The organism is Helicobacter cetorum MIT 00-7128, assembly GCF_000259255.1.
Classification (GTDB): Bacteria; Campylobacterota; Campylobacteria; order Campylobacterales; family Helicobacteraceae; genus Helicobacter; species Helicobacter cetorum_B.
In genome coordinates this window covers 339,351-358,942 of the sequence record NC_017737.1, presented here as the reverse complement: position 1 = coordinate 358,942, position 19,592 = coordinate 339,351, and the positions used below count along the sequence as shown (strand labels likewise).

Here is a 19,592-nt window from a genome sequence, read left to right as displayed (position 1 = left end):
CCTTTTATGGATTTTATGATGTTAAATGTTGGGAATTTAAAAACCAAAAGAATGCTAACATAATGTTTCTTAAGATTGAGTAAATATAGAAATTATTTTACAAGACTAGAATAAGAATTAACTACAATCTAATCTTTAAAAAGTTAGAATATCTTAATATAAGCTGTTGTAAGATTAAATTAGGGGTTAAAAATTAAGATTACAACCAACTATACCCAACCTTTAACCCACTTAAACTCAGCCTATAAAAACACCTTAAAAGAGTTATGAAAGGGATAACCCCAACATTTTAAGACTCCTAGAATTAAAACACCACCGTTTTATTCTCATGCACAAAAACCCTATCTTCTAAAACAAGTTTTAAAGCTCTTGCTAGAACAAGCTTTTCTATATCTTTACCCACTAAGCGCATTTTTTCCACGCTATAGTTATGGTTGATTGGTAAAGTATCTTGCAAGATAATAGGCCCTGCATCTAGGCTTTCATTCACAAAATGTGCGGTCGCTCCAATAACTTTCACGCCCCTTTCAAACGCTTGTTTATAAGGGTTAGCTCCAATAAATGCGGGTAAGAAACTATGATGAATGTTTAAAATCTGGTTTTTAAAGCGATTAGTAAAATCTTGGCTTAAAATGCGCATGTATTTAGCTAAAACGAGCAAATCCACACTCTCGCCTTTTTCTAGCTCAAGCTTTTTAATCACTTCTAGCACTTCTAGTTCGTGCTGTTGTTTATCTATGCAAGGCACACAAAAATAAGGCACATCAAATTTTTCCACTAAAGGGCGTAAAATTTCATGATTAGCAATCACGCCTAAAATATTCATCTCTAATTCATTTCCATACACTCTTAAGAGCAAATCTCCTAAGCAATGGCTCTCTTTAGTAGCAAGCAAAATCACATTCTTTTTGCGAGTTAAAACTAGCTCAATAGATAGTTCTTCAAAACCTTGCAACGCCTTAAAAAGCGCTATTTTTAAAGATTGCTCTTCTTGCTCTTTATTTTCAACACTTATTTCATTTAAAGGTTTTTGGATTTTTAAACGCATAAAAAAGCGTTCTTTCAATGGCTCTACAAATTCATTATTTTCTACAATATTATAGCCCTTATTCGCTACTACAGAGCTAATCGCACTCACTAAGCCTTGCTTGTCTTTAGCTTGGACTTTTAATACAAATTCTAACATTCTCTTACCTCATCATAAAACCATTGCCAAGCGCTTGAGTAAGCACGCTTGTAGCTGACTGCGTCGCCTTTTCAATGAAACGCTCCATCGCACTCTTTTCTAACCAATGCGCCTCTTTTACTTTACTTAATTCCATTAAGCGCACCTCTGCTTCTTTTAGGGTGCTAATTTTATCAATAAGCTTTAATTCTAAGGCTTTTTGAGCGCTAAAAACCTTACCCTCAGCAAAATCTTTATACTTTTTAACATCAATTTTTCTAGCTTTAGCCACATCGTTGATAAACATGTTATATTGTTCGTTAATGAGATTTTGCAAAAAAGTCTTTTCATTATTTGTCCAAGCCCTAGTAAAAGTGCCTATTTCTTTATACTCGCCTGCATGCACGCCTTGAGTAGCCACCCCTACTTTTTTAAGCAAATCTTCTACATTCGCGCTAGAAAAAATCACGCCTATTGAGCCTACTAAACTCGCTTTATTAGCATATACTTCACTAGCTTCCATGCCCACATAATAACTCCCACTTGCCATAACACCCCTAGCATAGGCTAATACGGGCATTTTTTGCTTTAATTCAAGGATTTTTTCACTCAACTCCACACTTGCTGAAACGGCACCTCCTGGTGAATCAATTAAGAGTAACACCCCTTTAATACTAGGAGTTTTTAAAATTTTATCCACTTGTTTTTCAAAATTTTCTGTGCTAAAGATAGCCCCATTTAAATAGAGTTTGGCTTGATTTGGCTTGATACTTGGTTCGCTCTCTCTAGCGCCAAAAACCAACAACAATACTGCCAAAAAAACAAAAGTCTTAAAATATTTTGTAATAAAATCCAAAGGCATAATCACAAATGCCCTAAAAAATTGCCTAATAAAATTCAACATTATTTCCCTAAGCTTAGATTTTTTGTAAGTTTGTATTATACTTAAACACTATCTTAAAAGCCCTTAAACAAGGAATGTAAATTATGGCTTGCAAATTCTGCCCCAAAATTAGAAAAACCGATTGGATATTCATCTTTATTGCTGGCTTTGGCTTTTATATTGCAGACAAGCTAGAGAAACCTAAAAGCCCCCCCTTACCAACCAATACCCCTATTCAAACTAAAGAAACCTCCCATTCTTCTAATCTCTTAGATTTACTCAAACCCCTCCCTAAAGACGCCTCAATCTTAGAGCGTAAAAAGCGTTTTGAACAATTACAAAAAGCTTGCCTATTTGAAAAAAATAAAAAAGCATGCGAGGCGGTATTCTAAAAAAACCTAAAATACCCACCCATAGTTAAAGAATACATTAAAATGACTTGCCCCCTCTTTAAAAGCCCAAGTGCTTTGAATATTATTATCCCTAAGGCTCACTCTAATAACTTGTTCTATCAAAGGCACAGATATACCAACAGAATATTTAGAATGCTTATAGCGATAGTTTAATCCGCCCACAATATTAAGATTTCCCTTATTATGATACTGCTTAAATAAATAGTAATAATTATAAAGACCCCTTAGCCCCATAAACATACCAAAAGAAGATTTAAAAAGTCTTTTAGGGACTAATTGAGACTTTAAGGGCTTTTTATTATCATAGTGAGTGATGAAATCTAAGAGTAAATCCACTCCCCCACCAAAGCTCATTTGCTGGACTTTATTATTAGAGCTACCATTGAGTGAGGAGAAGTTGTATTTAGCTATCCCATAATAAGCTAAGCCTAAATAATCGTTGAAATATTGTTGGTAACCTAGCTTGAGATTAGCCCCTAGCATAGCCACATTAAAGCGTTGGCTAGAGCTACTACTAGAAGTTGTAATCATATTAGAAACCAAAAAGCTTTCTTTGAGTGTGCTAAGCATAGAATTAGCTAGGTTTGTGGTGTTTAGCTTGGCATCTAAATAATTCTTTTGAGTGCCTAAATTAGCGTAGTCTATTGGCAAGGCGTTTTGAGTGATGAGTTGTTGCCAAACTGAAGTGCTAATTCCTAAAAATCCTGCTGGAACATCATTGCAATGAGGATAGACTGAACCTTGAAAGTCGCCCGGATATGTTGGCTGATTTTCGCCACCAAACCTAGAACACACATCATAAGGAATGCCATCAGAATCTCCCTTACCATTACTTTTTGGAACTCTTTGATAAGTCATATTACCATTATGACTATAGTGCTTGGTATGACTAAATTCATGTAAAATAGTTCTTGCAGTATATAAATTAAGGGTTTTAAAATCCTTTCCAAAAAGTGTTTTAGGGTCTAAAGCCCAAGCAACAACCCCTAACTTCCCCCAAGTAACATCTCCTAGCCCCAAACCATCTACTTTTGCACCATTTAAGATTGATATTTGAAGATTCATATCACTTCTAAAGTCGCTCACTACTTTATCATGGGGAACAACATCTTTTTTAAATTCAGGATTAACCAATCCGTTTTTGCCGGGAGCTACACATTTAGGAGTTCCAAACCGACAATCATTTGGTTTCCAACTATTAACAAAATCAAAAGGGGCATTCATAATATTTTCATACCATGACTTTGAGTCAAAAACAGCCATCATATTTATTAATAAATTGGTAAATTCCTCAGCAGTTTGAGCATTAAAGGGAGAATAACAAGAATTTGTAGCTTTTTTATTTTGTGCCTTATTATACATACAAGAGTTAAAGGTAGGCGGAGACTTATATTCCACTATTAAATCAGTTGTTATTGTATCTAATGCCCTAAACAGCCTTTTTGTATTTTCATTAGAAAACTTTGTGCTAGAAACTTTAAAGTTATTATAGGTAGCGTTTAGGTCAATTTCTTTAAAATTATCAAACAAGTTTTCAGAAAGTGTGATTTTAGAAAACTTAGGAATAACCTCTATCATACCTAAACTGATGAGCTTACCCTGAGAGTCTTTAAAAGAAATTTTGACATTATTCACATTATAAGGAAGAAAGCTTTCTATCACAAGTTGCTTAGTATCCCTATCTAGCGTAACTTTGATAGGGTGCAAGGTTGAAAATTGTAGCTTAGAAATCGCACTAGAATTAGCAAAAAGATTTTTAGCATGACTAATTATCGTATTTAAAGGCAAGTAGTCTTCGTAAGCTTTACTCTCAGTAGCGATTTGTTGCTCTCTTTTTTCTATGCCTTGTAGCATCCCACTTTCAAATCCGCCCTCTATAAAAAAGCCACTTTTTTCATGGGCTTTTAAAACATTTAAACTTAAGGGCAAAAAATAAAAAAGACTCTTAGCGACTATCTTTAAACACTCTTTAAAACATAAAATTTTTACCAAAAATAACTTTGATGGCAAGCACATTTTTAAAGAGCTTGCCCTCAAAACAGCGCCCTTTTTACTCTCTCTCTCTCGTTTAGTTATAAACAATCCCAAATACCCTTACTCCAAACATATATTATTTTGCATTTTAATTTTAAATTAAAAAAACACTCTTTTTATAAAGCAATAAAATTATTATCCCCTCTTAAGAGCCAACCAACAATATTTAATATTCATTCAAAAAACATCATATCAAAATTACACAAAGATTAACTTTTATTATCTAATTAGAAAATACATTTTAAAAATGTTTGTGAATTTAATTCATTATTTGGCTTGAATGATTATTTTAAAATCCTATTGTTTTTAATCACATCTAAAATCCCTAATCTTAGTGTTTGGTTGAAAGCGAGTTAACAAAACTTTTAAAAAGTTACCATAGCAACATTGAAGTGAGTTTGGAAAACATCATAGATTTTCATGTAGATTTTGAAAAGATACACCCCTTTAGCGATGGCAATGGTAGAGTAGGGCGATTAGTTATGTTTAAAGAGTGTTTGAAAAACAATATCATGCCCTTTATCATAGAGAACGAACACAAAGCCTTTTACTATAGGGGCATTAGAGAATATGACAACACAAAAGGTTATTTGAAAGACACTATTTTACAAAGTCAAGATAATTTCAATGAAATGGTTAGCTATTTCTTTTCTAAATAGTTTATCTTATTAATAAACCCAAAGGCTTTTTAAAAGCCTTTGGTATGAAGTTGGTATGATTAAAGTCTATATGAAGTTTTAATAATTTCTAATTATAAAAACTAAGATTAAAAATTAATCATATAGTTAAGATACATAGAGAAGTTGCGCTTATAGAATACATCTACATCACCATATTCCCCACGCTCTTTGTAGAATTGATTGACAAATAAAGGCACTTTAAAGCCTAGTTCAATACCACTATGCTTAGCAAAGTTAGTTCTAAAGCCCACTTGAACAGGCATTTGGAAATAGCTTGTATTCATGCTTGCACTACAACCTGTCATAGCATTACAAGCATTCATCATGTTTTTAAAATGGCTCTCTCCTTGCACAAGCCATGTTTCACCTCCTAAACCAAAGCCAAAAAAGATTCCTGCAGTGTTATAGCCCTCTTTGCTCTCATAGAAGTTATAGAGTGCATCAAAGCCTACACCATAAGTGTGGTTATTCACCTGGCTTGCTCCATTCATATAACCTGCTTGAGTGCCTACAAAGCTTAAGTTAGCATGATTAAAGCTATAGTAAGCATAAGTTCTAAAGCCCCAGCGCTTTTTCTTACCAAAGAAGTGTTTATAACCTGCCATAACATTCACCCCATACATTTGACCATGGTTGTTGGTGTTGGTAACAGTAGCAACGGTAGTTTTCTTCGCACTAGCTATAGCCATATTAACATTCTTTTGCACACTCAGCAACGCATTCTTTTGGTTGGTTAAAGTGGTTTTTAGGGAGCTTAAAAGGGTTTTTTCTGTAGTTGCATTAGGATTTGAAGACTCACTAGAACCGCTTAAAGCCAATAATTGTGCGTCCACTTCGCCAATAGCTTTATTGATAGTAGCTAAAGTAGAGTTAGTGCCTTGAGTCAAAGCTCCCACGCTCGCACTAGAGGAATTTAAATGATTGCTCAAATTCTTTTGGCTATCCTCAAGGTTTTTAAGTGTATTACTCAAATTATCCAAATTAGAAAAAGTCCCAATACTGCTTAGTGTAATAATCGCATTGCTTAGAGCGTTGGTTTGAGCTGACATTGAAGACATATTAGAGGCTGTCATGCCTGCTTGAGTAGTGTTTAATCCCTTAGCTTGTGCGTCTATGGCATCAACAAGGTTTTTTCCCGCTGTTTGCACTTGCTCTACAGCACTACTATATTGTTTTTGTAAGCTGTTTTCAGCTGGACTTTCAAGAGTTCCTGTCCCACTTGTTTCACTACTAGCACCATAAATAGCGTTATTTAAAGAAGAATACTGATGATTTAAACTATTACTATCATCAGTAACGGGAGTTACCTTACCTTGTTTATTATTACCACTAGGATTAGGGGTAAAGGTAACTGTTGGTTGCTTAATAGTAGATTGACCATCTGTTGTGCTTGTAGTTTGATACATCTTATCTACAGCGTCTTCATATTTTGTCCATGCTTTATCAAATTGGTCAGCTAGACTACCACTAGCCGGATTTTGCTCTGTGCCTTTTGTAGTTGTAGATTGTCCACCCTCACTGCTTGTAGATGTGCCATAAAGAGCATCATAAGCTTTTTGATAGTTCTCATACACACTACCTGTTTGAGGGCTTTGGGCTGTTCCGGGGTTTCCAGTAGTTCCATAAAGAGCTTGTTGGGCTTGGTCAAGCAAAGTATTGATAGTCTCAGTATTATTCTGCTTTGCTTGTGCTACACTAGCAGTTTGTTGCTCAAGTGTTTTTAAATCCGCTGAAAGCCCCTTTAGTGTTGCTTGCGCTAGGTCTTGCCCACTAGGTTTAGCTAACTGACTTAATGCGTTTTGTAAGGTAGTTACAACATTACCTACTGTTGTTTTAAGAGTGGTTATAACAGATTGTGAGCTAGAGCTTGCACCACTTGAACCAGAACTCACAGCTTGAACTTCGGTTGCTGAATTAGTATCTGAACCACCGCTTGTAGCTTTATTTAAGGTTGTTTGCAAAGTTTGCGCATCATCTAACACAGCAGTGAGTAAGCCACTTGTAATATTGGTTGAACTTGAAGTTTTGTTTACATCTTTCATAAGAGTATAAAGGCTTGTAGCAGAGGCACTAGTAGAGCTTGTAATAGGAGTATTGTTACTATCACCATAAAGCAAGGTTAGTGTTTGGTTGCTTAGTGTTTGTGCGCCCTCAAGATTGGTTTTTGCAGTGTTATATAGCTGTGCTACCGACCCCTCAGCCGCTTGAATTTGACCATCGCTTGTTGTGTATGCTGTTGTTACAGTGCTACTGCCACCCTCTGCGCTTGTCATCTTAGAATACAAATCATTCATAGCGCTATCAAACTTACTAGCAAGACTCCCACTTCCTACACTAAAGCCCTCTGTAGCACTACCCTCTGCTGCAGCAATAGAAGTTGTGCCACTTGTTGTAGTTACTGCACCAAATAGGGCTTTGGCTGTTTCATTAATAGCATTTTGTGCATCTTGATAATTACCATAAACTGAACCACTAGCTGCTTTCATGCCATTTGTGCCACCACTTACTGCAATAGTTCCACTAGTCGCACTTTGAGCATCTTCATAAGTCATACCGCTTGTGCCATAAAGAGCATTCATGGCGTTATCATATTTAGCATCTAAACTATTAGCATTAGGGATAATACTTCCATTAGCACTAGTAGTATAGCCTCCATTTGTGGCTACACTATCACCACTCATTTGTGAAAAAAGCTTATTGGTTGCGTCAGTTAATTGCGTTTGCAAACTACCTATAGAACTACTAGGAGCTGTAGGTGTGCCACTTGTGGGGGGGGGGTAGAAACTTGAGGTGCTGAAGCTTGAGGAGTAGGCGCACTACTTGCTTGATGATTGTCATTACTGATTGAACCCGGAGAACTTGGGCTTGGAGAGGCTTGAGCCTGAGGTTCGCTCTCATTTTTGCTTGAAGAACTTTGCTCTGGAGCTTTTGCTGTAGGACTTGTCTCGCTTTGAGCGCTGTCTTTACCGCTCACACCACCTCCACTACTTGAACTCTCTTGTCCTTGAGTTGGCGAGCTTGTGGGGGATTCATTTTGTGCTTGGTGTCCCTCAGCGCTAGATTCTTGCTCTGCTTTGGAGCTACTTTCACTTGTTTCTTGCTGAGAACTTGGAACTGAAGAGACTGAACTACTGCTTACTGAGGAGCTAGGTTGTTGTGCTTGAGTCTCGCTAGATTCTACACCTAAAAGAATAGAGCTACCAACCATAGAAACTAAGCTTGCTGAAATAATTTTCTTCATATTCATTCTTTAATCCTTTTTAATATTCTTATGCTTATTTGTTGTTACACTACTTCTTAGCACCACCAACACTGCCACCATTAGCTTCTGCTCCACCTTGCTGAGCTTGCCCTTGTGGTTGTGGTGCTATGGGTGATTGCAACGCCTCCAAATTCACTTGTGTATCATTGTTAAACCCGGGTGAGCGAGTGGTTTGCTGATTATCTAAATTAGAGTATTGAAACCCTCCTCCTAAAAAGCCTCCGCTATTTTCTGCGATAAGACTTGTTAAACTCAATAAACTAATAACTGCCAATTTTTTCATAAAATCTCCTTTTTTTAAAAAAAATAATTTTAAAAATAGTTTAATCATACTATTTGCCAATAATTTACCAAATATTTAATACTTGATAAACTTCTACTATGCTATCAAAGACTATCTTAAATCTATCTTTATTTATCATTGTTTATATAAAAATGAGTATTTTAGTATCAATTTTAGCTAATTTATGAGATTTTAGATAACAAATAGTATTGTTTTTATTATTATTCAAAGCTATAAAATCGTTGGTATATACCTTAATAATTTTACAACTAATAGTAGCTATTTTAAAATATGAGTATAAAAGTAATGCTTAAAATCTATAATACATTTTTTACATTTTTAATATTTCTAATCAAAGAAATTTGATATTGATACGATTTGATTGCTTTAGAAGATGCGAATGTGTTTAATAACTGATAGACATTATTTGATTACTGATAGATTTCATTTTGCAATAATTATTTGCCTTATTTATTGGATTATGCTTAAATCTCTTGGCATTTGCAGTAAGATTTGAACCGCTAGTAACTTAAAAGAGATGGTTTAATGGTTTAACATGTTATATAAAGGCTTGAAAACTTATATAGCATTTAGTAAAATAGCCTCCTCTTTAATCAAAAAATCAAACACCCCAAAAGTTAAGAGTAAATCTAGCATTTCTTAAAGGAAAACCCCCACCCTAAGCTTATAGAGGAGCTTTGACTAATTACCTTTCTATAGAAAAGATTGCTTTAAGAGCCTTAATAAAATTTTTAATGCCCTTATTTAATATAATCCCTAAAAATAACGCAAGCATACAAACAGCTTGACATTGGCTAAAATGTATTGTATATGTTGCAATAACCTTAATCCAAAAAAGCGAACTCAAAGCATTTTCTTTAAGAAAGCTTTTATTGCCTTTGTATTTTATGGCATTGTTTCTTAAGAAAATAAATTTACTGCATATCCAACCATAAGACAAGCATTCATATTATCTCTAGCGCCCATAATTCTTGCGCCCTTAACCCTATATCCATACAGATTTAACCCTATTTTTTAAGCCTTAATCTTACTTTTGTCTTAACCCTAAAAATACTAACAGACTTAGATTGATAGCAAGCTTAGAGCAATATTACACCCATTCTATCTAAAGACAAACTAAAGACCTATAGCAACCTAGAACCACATAAAGCAAATCTAAAGCCTATTAACCTAATCACGCCTAAACCCCCCATTAAGAGTTTTACTTCTATAAAAAGATTATCCAATTCGTATTAAAAGGGAATCATAAGTCTTTAATAAAAACTTTAATCCCCTTAAAACTTTGCATAAATAATGTATAGTAGAGCTGTTTTTAAAAATGCAAACTTTCTTTAAAAAATCATGCATTCTTTAATCTTATCTAAGATGTCTTTAGGAGTTATGATTAAGCGCTTTTTTGTAAGCTAGAAAACTCAATATTAAATTTTAAACCATTAAACACTATACTACTATCCAATTAATTGTTATTATCAAAATACAATACAATGAAACCCACCAAATGATGTTAGCAAGCAAGATGTTTCTACTTAATAAAAGATTGGGTTGTTTTAATAGGAATAAAAAAGAGACTTTCATTCTTTGAGGTTAATTTTTCATTATTGCATAATTTATTCTTGGTTGCACTAAGAAATTTTAATTAATTTATCTAGTTTATTGTCAATGTTTATTGTTAATGTTCTATTTAACCATTTCTTTTAAATCTACAAGGTTATCTTATCTTTCCTAAAATTCTTATTCTATTTTTGTAGTTTTAAATAGAGAGCTACTAATTATCCTATTATGTGGTGGCAACCTTTGGTATATAAAAACCTTTCTTTAAAAATAGAAAACCATAATTACTTAACCCCTCCTACTATAAACAATGGTAAAATCAAATCATTTTACCTCATAAAAAATCAAACAAAACCTCCCCTATTAAACTAAAATCCTATTAAACTAAAATCCTAAGCCATTAAAACAAAATTGATAAAAATTCAACACTTCATAAAGCTACTCGCTAAAGATAGAGACATAGAAGTTAAGTGTAAAATGCAAGAAAAACTAGAGATATAAGAGATATAAGAGATATAAGAGATATAAGAGATATAAGAGATATAAGAGATATAAGAGATATAAGAGATATAAGAGATATAAGAGATATAAGAGATATAAGAGATATAAGAGATCTAAGAGATATAAGAGATATAAGAGATATAAGAGATATAAGAGATATAAGAGATATAAGAGATATAAGCGATATAAGAGATATAAGAGATATAAGAGATATAAGAGATATAAGAAAACTAAAGATAAGAGATTGAGAATACAAAAAATAAGGCTCTATTTAAACAAAGTATTGCTACCTAAAATCATTTAATTTTTAAAATTACAAAATAGGCCTTAAGTCTAAAAATAGTTATTAGGAGGAAAACTACACCCCCCTTTTTTTATTTTATTCAAAAGAACTTTTTTAAAAAGTTTAATCACTAAATAAAAGAAACAATAATCTATCAATACAATGTTTTAACAGAGTTAAAAATAAATTTAAAGGGGAAATGAATGAGATTCAATCTTTCAAAACTAAGCAAAAAGAAGTTCTTTAAAATGAAGTAATACTCTTAAAGGTTATGGCTTTTAATAAGCGAATATTAAAAGCTCTTCTCTAGAAAGGAGGTGATCCAACCGCAGGTTCACCTACGGTTACCTTGTTACGACTTCACCCCAGTCGCTGTGTGTGCCGTGGGCAGTAGCTAGTTTAGCATCCTGACTTAAGGCAAACACAACTCCCATGGTGTGACGGGCGGTGAGTACAAGACCCGGGAACGTATTCACCGTGACATGGCTGATTCACGATTACTAGCGATTCCAGCTTCATGCAGGCGAGTTGCAGCCTGCAATCCGAACTGAGAGATGTTTTTGAGATTTGCTCCACTTCGCAGTATTGCTTCTCTTTGTACACCCCATTGTAGCACGTGTGTAGCCCTAGGCGTAAGGGCCATGATGACTTGACGTCGTCCCCACCTTCCTCCTCCTTACGGAGGCAGTATCCTTAGAGTTCTCAGCATAACCTGTTAGCAACTAAGAAAGGGGGTTGCGCTCGTTGCGGGACTTAACCCAACATCTCACGACACGAGCTGACGACAGCCGTGCAGCACCTGTTTTCAGGGTCTAGCAAGCTAGACACTCCACTATTTCTAGCGGATTCTCTCAATGTCAAGCCTAGGTAAGGTTCTTCGTGTATCTTCGAATTAAACCACATGCTCCACCGCTTGTGCGGGTCCCCGTCTATTCCTTTGAGTTTTAATCTTGCGACCGTACTCCCCAGGCGGGATGCTTAATGCGTTAGCTGCATTACTGGAGAGACTAAGCTCCCCAACAACTAGCATCCATCGTTTAGGGCGTGGACTACCAGGGTATCTAATCCTGTTTGCTCCCCACGCTTTCGCGCAATCAGCGTCAGTTATGTTCCAGCAGGTCGCCTTCGCAATGAGTATTCCTCTTGATCTCTACGGATTTTACCCCTACACCAAGAATTCCACCTACCTCTCCCACACTCTAGGATAGCAGTTTCAAATGCAGTTCTATGGTTAAGCCATAGGATTTCACATCTGACTTACTATCCCGCCTACGCGCTCTTTACGCCCAGTGATTCCGAGTAACGCTTGCACCCTCCGTATTACCGCGGCTGCTGGCACGGAGTTAGCCGGTGCTTATTCGTTAGATACCGTCATTATCTTCTCTAACAAAAGGAGTTTACAATCCTAAAACCTTCATCCTCCACGCGGCGTTGCTGCTTCAGGCTTGCGCCCATTGAGCAATATTCCCTACTGCTGCCTCCCGTAGGAGTCTGGACCGTGTCTCAGTTCCAGTGTGTCCGTTCACCCTCTCAGGCCGGATACCCGTCATAGCCTTGGTAAGCCATTACCTTACCAACAAGCTGATAGGACATAGGCTGATCTCTTAGCGATAAATCTTTCCCCCGTAGGGAGTATCTGGTATTAATCATCGTTTCCAATGGCTATCCCAAACTAAGAGGCACATAACCTATGCGTTACTCACCCGTGCGCCACTAATCCACTTCTAGCAAGCTAGAAGCTTCATCGTTCGACTTGCATGTATTAGGCACGCCGCCAGCGTTCACTCTGAGCCAGGATCAAACTCTCCATAAAAAGTGTTTGTCCTAAAGCTCTTTCTATTTTAAATGCGTATCACAAGAACTCGTTTTAATAATAAAACGGGTTGTGTTCTTAAGTATTACAACAATACAAAAAAGAAAGAAACTTTTTAAAATTAAAGGTTTAACAAAATGCTAACCCAAATAAATATCATAAAAAACAAAAAGAAAGAATTAAATCTCTCTTAGTAATTTAGAATATTCCTTTTTAAAAAGAACTTCCTATAACTTTGCTTAGTTTTCAAAGATCGTTTGCTTTAATAAGCTATCCTTGTGTTAAAAGACTTTTTTAAAAGCTCTTGCTGAAACAAGGAAGTGAAAGTATAGCTATACAAAGCTTAAGGTTTGCTTAAAGATTAAAGATTTTCTGGTTAAGTAAGTTAAAATTTTGGAGCGATTAGGTTTTGAGAAATTTAAAACCCACCAAAAACACGCACACACTCCCTAATAATATCCCATTAAGCACTAGTTCACCCCCATTTTCAAGGATGATTCCCACACTCAAACTAGCCATTAAGTTCGCTCCAAAAATTGCTATAGCATTTAACTCTTGTAATTTGACTTGGTTTTTGGACTGAATGCTGTTAAACAAGAAAGTTCCCCCATTAAAACTCAACGACCATGCAATGCCTACAAAAATGAGCGATACTAAAAAGCCCCAAAAATCTTGGCTCATTAGAGCTACAATGCCAGCGATACCATAAAAAATCATGCCTATCACAATAAGCCCAAAAGGATTGAGTTTTTTAACTAAAAATGCAAGCAATAAGCTTGGAGCATACATGGCTATAAAATGCCACATCAAAACATTTTTGATTTCTTGTGGTTCATAATGTGCCATGCTTAAAGGCAGAGCGTTCATCATTAAAGTCATTAAAGAAAAGCCCACAGCACATGATAATGTAGCCCTTAAAAAATGGGGTTCTTTCAAGCATTCTAGCAATGTCGCTTTTATCTTTGGCTTAGGGGGTAAGGGTGTTAAGTCTAAAAACATGGTGCATAAGAAATTCAAAGCACACAAGATTAAAACAAAAATGAATGAACCCACAAAAGGGGTATGCATAAGATGGAGTCCAAAATGAGCTAAATTAGGACCTAAAACGCCCCCTAGTATGCCACCCCCTACAATTAAAGCGCTCGCTTTGTAAGCATGATTTTGATTAGCATTTTTTAAAGCTTCATTAACTAAAAAGCGGTAAAAGCCATTTAAGGCTGTGAAAAACCCAAGCAAAAAGGTGGCTAAACAAAAGAGCCAAAAAGAGCCTTGAGATAAAGCAAGAATGGCTAACAACGCCCCACAAACCCCTACAAAAGTGCTCCACAAAAAAGCCTTTTTTCTGCCCAACTTATAGATGATATTAGAAGAAAAAAATACCGCTATAAAAGCTCCACAAAGCGTTAGAGAGACAGCTAGAGTGCTGAGATTTAGCACAAAAGCACCTACATGTTTATTGAGCTGTTCTACAAACCACTTCCCTGCTAAAGGGCTAGAAAAGGTTAATAAACTAATCACTGCCCCATTAAACCCCTGAGACAGAAAAAGTAGAAAGATGTTTTTGTTAAAGCGCATAAAACTACTCTCTAAAACCTACTTAATTCAAAAAATAAACCTTAAATATTAAAGATTAAGCCCATTTTGAAACTATCTAAAATAAGATAACTTAAAAAATATGCTCCTTTTTTAAATCGCTTAAAAATTTTCTAATATTTTCTCTAGGGATAATCACTAAAGTTTGAGGGTGTTTTAAAGTTGTGCTAGCAATCCCTACAAGCTCTCCTAACCCATTAAAATAAGGTCTTCCCCCCCATAAATGACTCGCTTGCTTAAAGGCACTTTTAGACAATAAGGTATTTTTAGGATGTAAAAAATCTAAAATCAAACCATCTGTAGCATGGATAGCAAAGGCATTTTCCTCATCAATCGTAGGATAGTAGAGTTTAGAGGGAGGGCGCTTTTTGATTAAAGGAGGGTTTAAATAAAAGGTTTGCGCATAAAGTGTGTAGATTCTAGCGTGATAATAACTCTCTTGGCGCACTTGACAATAATTATTATTAAAGCTTGAAGTTTGCAAGAGTGAAAGTCCCTTACTCCTATCAATAGCCCTTAGGCGCAAATTGGCAATGCAAACTAATTCTTTGGCACTATCATCTTGCATTTTAGCTAGAATGCTCTTAGGGTAAGCGCCATTTGCGTATAATGTCTCAGAAGAGGCAATATAATGCCCGCTATCTAGTAAGGTTGCATAGCCTTGTTTATAAGTCCCATCGCTAAAATGCACTTCTAATAATGCAATCGCATACAACCACTTAGGGAGTGATAAATCTATAGGCAAATCATCTCGTATAATTTTGATAGGATAAAAAATCTCTGCGCTAGAGTTTTGGTTGGAACTATTAGTGTCATTTTCTGAAAGCAATGTTTTAGCATTAAGTGTGCTAAATATCCCAACTATAATCCATAATAAAACTAATCTTTTTTTTAAAAGCCACTTTGTTTTACTTTGCCAAAAACCCCACATCAAATAAGTTCCTACCATTACTCTAACGCTCTTATTAAACAAAAATATAGTTCTTAGTATCAAGTAGCTTGACCCTAAAGTTCTGCAATACAACTCAAAATATTATCGGCTAAAAACATCACTTATTTTAATTTATTGCTATAATAAGGGGTTTTAATTATTATTACATGTTATGTAAAAAGGACTTAAAATGATGAAACCTCTTAAAATCTATGATATTAATGAAACAGAATTAGCGCAATCAGCGTATGCGATTATGAAAACTAGCAAAGGTGATTTGACTTTGGAACTTTTTTATAAAGATGCGCCTCAAGCTGTAAGCAATTTCATTACCCTAGCTAAAGAGGGCTTTTATAATGGCTTGAAGTTTCATCGTGTGATTGCAGGCTTTGTGGCTCAAGGGGGTTGCCCCTATGGCACAGGCACAGGAGGCCCAGAACATCGCATTAAATGTGAAGTAGCTAATAACCCTCATAAGCATAAGCGAGGCTCACTCTCTATGGCGCATGCTGGAAGAGACACGGGGGGAAGTCAGTTTTTCTTGTGTTTTGTAGACTTGCCCCATTTAGATGGCGAGCATACCGTGTTTGGCAAATTAACTAACAAAGAAAGCCTTAGTATCTTAGATACCATTAAGCAAGGAGATATTATAGAGAGTGTTGAAATTCGCTCTTCTCTATAATACAAAAGGAAATCTATGCTCATACTCAGTCGCAAACTCCATGAGGGAATTGTCATTGACGACAATATCCGCATTAAAGTTATCTCCATAGATAGAGGGAGTGTGCGCTTAGGGTTTGAAGCACCCGAGAACACTCTAATTTTACGCTCTGAACTCAAAGAGGCGATTGTTTCTGAAAATCAAAAAGCTTCTGTGGCTGTAGATGAGAGTGTGTTAGAAAATATCAAGAAAGTCATTAAAAATTAATGCAATTTTCTTTTGAAGTCTATCCTAAAGTCAATATTTTCTTAAAAATCTTACAAAAAGAAGGCACATATCACAAACTCATCTCTCGCCTAGTTTTAACGAACCTTATGAGGGATTTTATCAATATTAAAACAGCTCATTCATTCAGTCTCAAAGGCGATTTTGATTGCCCCTTAGAAGAGAATACTATTTTTAAAGCCCTTCAAGCATTAAAAAACTACTTAAAACAAAAAGATTTTCCAAAATCAAAACTAAATCCTTTAAACACCCTATCTATTGAAATAGAAAAACACATTCCTGCTCAAGCGGGTTTAGGCGGAGGGAGTGCTGATGCGGGCAATTTGCTTTATTTCTTAAATCAAGCTTTTGAATTTGGTCTGAATTTAGAAGAGCTTTATGTTATTGGTTCTTCAATAGGCATGGATGTGAATTTTTTTATCTCACAATACACAAGCGCTAATGTAACTTCTTATGGCGAAGTGATTGAGGCTTTTGATGAAGAACCTTTAGAAATAGGGAACATTCAAATCCCTAAAGGAATAACTTGCAATACCAAATCCATCTATCAAGCTTATCGCCCTAGTGCTTGTCATTCTAAGATTGACACACAAGCTTGGCTCAAAAAGCCTAGCCTTGAATGCCTAAAAACTCATTCTAGGCACGAGCTTAACGACCTTTTAAAGCCAGCATTACAAATTAATCCTGCTTTAAAAGAATTTGAGAGTGCATTAGGAAAAGATTGGTTTTTTAGTGGGAGTGGGAGCGCATTTTTTTATGCAATGGGGGTAGAAGATTAGAAATGAAACTCATTGCCAATAATAAAAAAGCGTATTTTGATTACGAAATTTTAGAAACCTTAGAGGCTGGAATAGTGCTTTTAGGTTCAGAAGTCAAAGCTTTAAGACAATCTAGGGTGAATTTAAAGGATAATTTTGTTAAAATTATTAAGAGAGAAGCATTTTTGTTTGGTGTCCATATATCGCATTTAGATACAATTCACGCTCACTATAGACCAAATGAAAGGCGAGAGCGCAAGTTGCTCTTACATAAAAAACAGCTCATTAAATGGCAAAATGAAGTGAGTAAAGAGCGCTTAAGCATTGTGGGCTTGAAATTGTATTTTAATGAGAAAAATAGGGCTAAAATCCAAATCGCTCTAGTAAAAGGGAAAAAGTTGCACGATAAAAGACAGAGCTTAAAGGAAAAAGCACTCAACAAAGAGGCACTCGCTAGCTTAAAAAATCACTTCAAAGGATAGCCATGAAAGAAATGGTAGATTACGGAATTTTGGGCTTTTTATTATTTTTGTCTGTGGTGGTTATTGCCATCGCTATAGAAAGAATGTGGTTTTTTGCCACAGTGCGTGTAGATGACTACACTGATAGACGCAAACTAGAATTAGCTCTACATAAGCGCTTGACCTTAATAGCTACTATAGGCTCAAATGCGCCTTATATTGGGCTTTTAGGGACTGTTGTAGGAATTATGCTTACTTTTATGGACTTGGGTTCTGCAACAGGCATAGACACTAAGGCAATTATGACTAACCTAGCCCTTGCTCTAAAAGCAACAGGAATGGGACTACTTGTAGCGATTCCTGCGATTGTGGTGTATAATTTGCTTGTTAGAAAAAGTGAGATTTTGGTAACTAAGTGGGATATTTTCCATAACCCTATTGAAACTGAATTGAGCAAAGCATATTCACAAGCATAAGGAAAAGCGGTGAAAAAAGTAGAATCAATGAATGTGGTGCCTTTTATAGACATCATGCTTGTATTGCTTGTTATCGTATTAACGACAGCATCTTTTGTGCAAACCTCCAAGCTCCCTATCAATATCCCCAAAGTAGATAAAGAGACTTCGGATTCTAAAGATGTGATAGAGAAAAAGCAAGTAACTATTGCTATTTCTGATAAAAGCACATTCTATTTAGATGATAAGGAAATTAGCTTTGATGCCTTAAAGGAAAAGATTGCCTCTTATCCTAAGGATACTCCCATTGTTCTACAAGGGGATAAGCAAAGCAATTTGGATAGTTTTGTAAAAGTTGTAGATTTATTGCAAACCAATGAACTTAAGCAACTTTATATTCTTGTTGAAGACAAGAAAAACTAATCAGTGGTTTTAGTCAACTTTTAGCATTCTTTGGCTAGAATTTTAGGTTTATGTTATATTTAATTAAAATAAGGAGTTTTCTCAAATGAAACGCACTTACCAACCCCATAACACTCCAAGAAAGCGCACCCATGGCTTTCTAGTGAGAATGAAAACAAAAAATGGACGCAAGGTTATCAATGCTAGACGCGCTAAAGGCAGAAAAAAGCTTTCTGTTTAAGCCTGTAGGCTCTTTGAAAACTAAGAGCGAATTTGATAAGGTTTATAAAAAAGGCTTAAAAAGGCATACCCCTTTCTTTTCTTTACATGCTATAAGTTTGCAAGCTTTTAGTATGCCAAGATTAGCACAACATACAAAAAGCTCTCTATCTCAGGGACAGATTTATCAAGGTCAAAGTGCCGATTTTATGACACCATCTTGTGATAAAATCTCTTTGGGTTACAACAAAAGAGATTCTTGTTTAAGCTTGTTAGGTTTAAGCGTTTCTAAAAAAGTAGGCAATGCCATTAAGCGCAATCTTATCAAGCGACGCTTACGCTCGCTTGTTACTAAACATATCAAGCTTTGCAAAGGACTTGCTTTAGTGTTTGTGCCTAGAAGTGGTATTCAAGATTTAGATTTCAAGAGTTTAGAAAACTATTTTTTAGAAACACTTACTAGCTTACAAACTATCGCTAGAAGTGCTAAAAAAGGGGTTTTAAATAGCTCTAACACAAATTCAAAAAGACAAGCACAGGCACATAAAGCCTCTATGGATTTAACAAAAGGAATTGCTAACACTCATGCAAAATCATAGAATGTCCTCTCTAAACACTCTTTTGAGCTTGACAATTAAGGGTTATCAGCGCCTTTTTTCTATTCTAAAGCCTCCAACTTGTCGTTTTTACCCCACTTGCTCTCATTATGCTTTATGGCTACTTAGGTTTGAAAACCCCTTTCTAGCTATAGGCAAGATTCTATTGAGAATTTTTTCATGCCACCCCTTTTGTTCTGGGGGCATTGCTTATCCTATAGTTTCTTATTGGAGACGCCCTAGTTTGCTCCAATCAAGTAGCGCCCATAATAAAACGATTAGTTTTTGGCTTATCCCCACTAAAAATAGCCATACGGCTTACTACATCATTAAGGTTTAATC

At 35.6% G+C, this 19,592-nt stretch carries 18 protein-coding genes, 1 rRNA gene and 1 pseudogene; 11 read left to right on the top strand and 9 right to left on the bottom strand.

From position 1 onward, the window contains the following. Window positions 1-304 precede the first annotated feature (304 nt). Both purU and sppA read right to left on the bottom strand, forming a co-directional pair. Window positions 305-1,186 carry a formyltetrahydrofolate deformylase gene (gene purU / locus HCW_RS01770; RefSeq protein ID WP_014660514.1) on the bottom strand — a complete coding sequence of 294 codons (882 nt, stop codon included), beginning with the start codon at window positions 1,184-1,186 and terminating at the stop codon, window positions 305-307. 4 nt (window positions 1,187-1,190) lie between these two features. Continuing rightward, entirely contained in the window at window positions 1,191-2,069 is an 879-nt protein-coding gene (sppA, locus tag HCW_RS01765) for a signal peptide peptidase SppA (protein ID WP_043902574.1), read from the bottom strand. An 83-nt stretch (window positions 2,070-2,152) separates the two neighbouring features. On the opposite strand from sppA, the gene HCW_RS01760 reads away from it, so the two are divergent. Beyond that, window positions 2,153-2,440, top strand: coding sequence for a hypothetical protein (locus HCW_RS01760; RefSeq protein WP_014660512.1), 288 nt, complete (start codon window positions 2,153-2,155; stop codon window positions 2,438-2,440). A 6-nt stretch (window positions 2,441-2,446) separates the two neighbouring features. On the opposite strand, the gene HCW_RS01755 is transcribed toward HCW_RS01760, so the two are convergent. Continuing rightward, window positions 2,447-4,543 (bottom strand): outer membrane beta-barrel protein, encoded by a 2,097-nt coding sequence (locus tag HCW_RS01755; protein WP_014660511.1) that lies wholly within the window; start codon window positions 4,541-4,543, stop codon window positions 2,447-2,449. Between the two features lie 290 nt (window positions 4,544-4,833). Between HCW_RS01755 and HCW_RS01750 the strand changes: the two are divergent. Beyond that, window positions 4,834-5,154: pseudogene (locus HCW_RS01750) on the top strand (Fic family protein); the annotation flags it as partial. A gap of 107 nt (window positions 5,155-5,261) precedes the next feature. Here the strand turns inward: HCW_RS01750 and HCW_RS09670 are convergent. From HCW_RS09670 to HCW_RS01715, 6 genes are all read right to left on the bottom strand, one after another. Beyond that, entirely contained in the window at window positions 5,262-7,901 is a 2,640-nt protein-coding gene (locus tag HCW_RS09670) for an outer membrane protein (protein WP_014660509.1), read from the bottom strand. Window positions 7,902-7,906: 5 nt separating this feature from the next. Continuing rightward, window positions 7,907-8,422, bottom strand: a complete 516-nt coding sequence (locus HCW_RS01740; RefSeq protein ID WP_014660508.1) for a hypothetical protein — start codon at window positions 8,420-8,422, stop codon at window positions 7,907-7,909. A 43-nt stretch (window positions 8,423-8,465) separates the two neighbouring features. Further along, a complete protein-coding gene (locus HCW_RS09665) occupies window positions 8,466-8,720 on the bottom strand; it encodes a hypothetical protein (protein ID WP_014660782.1) in 255 nt (84 codons plus the stop codon). Between the two features lie 2,666 nt (window positions 8,721-11,386). Continuing rightward, window positions 11,387-12,889, bottom strand: a 16S ribosomal RNA gene (locus HCW_RS01725). Between the two features lie 402 nt (window positions 12,890-13,291). After that, window positions 13,292-14,464: an MFS transporter gene (locus HCW_RS01720; RefSeq protein WP_014660505.1), complete on the bottom strand. Its 1,173-nt coding sequence runs from the start codon at window positions 14,462-14,464 to the stop codon at window positions 13,292-13,294. A gap of 91 nt (window positions 14,465-14,555) precedes the next feature. Beyond that, window positions 14,556-15,413 (bottom strand): hypothetical protein, encoded by an 858-nt coding sequence (locus HCW_RS01715; protein WP_014660504.1) that lies wholly within the window; start codon window positions 15,411-15,413, stop codon window positions 14,556-14,558. Between the two features lie 193 nt (window positions 15,414-15,606). Here HCW_RS01715 and HCW_RS01710 point away from each other — a divergent pair, with 193 nt between their 5' ends. The 9 genes from HCW_RS01710 to yidD all read left to right on the top strand — a co-directional run bounded on the left by HCW_RS01710 (window position 15,607) and on the right by yidD (window position 19,590). After that, window positions 15,607-16,095 (top strand): peptidylprolyl isomerase, encoded by a 489-nt coding sequence (locus HCW_RS01710; RefSeq protein WP_014660503.1) that lies wholly within the window; start codon window positions 15,607-15,609, stop codon window positions 16,093-16,095. A 15-nt stretch (window positions 16,096-16,110) separates the two neighbouring features. Then, the gene (locus tag HCW_RS01705) at window positions 16,111-16,341 is read left to right on the top strand and encodes a carbon storage regulator (protein WP_014660502.1); all 231 of its coding nucleotides are present in this window, start codon (window positions 16,111-16,113) and stop codon (window positions 16,339-16,341) included. Next, window positions 16,341-17,138 (top strand): 4-(cytidine 5'-diphospho)-2-C-methyl-D-erythritol kinase, encoded by a 798-nt coding sequence (locus tag HCW_RS01700; protein ID WP_014660501.1) that lies wholly within the window; start codon window positions 16,341-16,343, stop codon window positions 17,136-17,138. The genes HCW_RS01705 and HCW_RS01700 overlap by 1 nt, the downstream gene beginning before the upstream one ends. A 2-nt stretch (window positions 17,139-17,140) precedes the next feature. Beyond that, the gene (smpB, locus tag HCW_RS01695) at window positions 17,141-17,599 is read left to right on the top strand and encodes an SsrA-binding protein (protein ID WP_014660500.1); all 459 of its coding nucleotides are present in this window, start codon (window positions 17,141-17,143) and stop codon (window positions 17,597-17,599) included. Window positions 17,600-17,601: 2 nt separating this feature from the next. Next, window positions 17,602-18,054: a TonB-system energizer ExbB gene (gene exbB / locus HCW_RS01690; RefSeq protein ID WP_014660499.1), complete on the top strand. Its 453-nt coding sequence runs from the start codon at window positions 17,602-17,604 to the stop codon at window positions 18,052-18,054. A gap of 9 nt (window positions 18,055-18,063) precedes the next feature. After that, a complete protein-coding gene (locus tag HCW_RS01685; RefSeq protein WP_014660498.1) occupies window positions 18,064-18,456 on the top strand; it encodes a biopolymer transporter ExbD in 393 nt (130 codons plus the stop codon). Between the two features lie 85 nt (window positions 18,457-18,541). Beyond that, the gene (gene rpmH, locus HCW_RS01680; protein ID WP_001847286.1) at window positions 18,542-18,676 is read left to right on the top strand and encodes a 50S ribosomal protein L34; all 135 of its coding nucleotides are present in this window, start codon (window positions 18,542-18,544) and stop codon (window positions 18,674-18,676) included. Further along, a complete protein-coding gene (gene rnpA / locus HCW_RS01675; protein ID WP_014660497.1) occupies window positions 18,636-19,253 on the top strand; it encodes a ribonuclease P protein component in 618 nt (205 codons plus the stop codon). The genes rpmH and rnpA overlap by 41 nt, the downstream gene beginning before the upstream one ends. Further along, entirely contained in the window at window positions 19,240-19,590 is a 351-nt protein-coding gene (gene yidD / locus HCW_RS01670) for a membrane protein insertion efficiency factor YidD (RefSeq protein ID WP_014660496.1), read from the top strand. Before rnpA ends, yidD begins: the two co-directional genes overlap by 14 nt. Window positions 19,591-19,592: the final 2 nt, after the last annotated feature.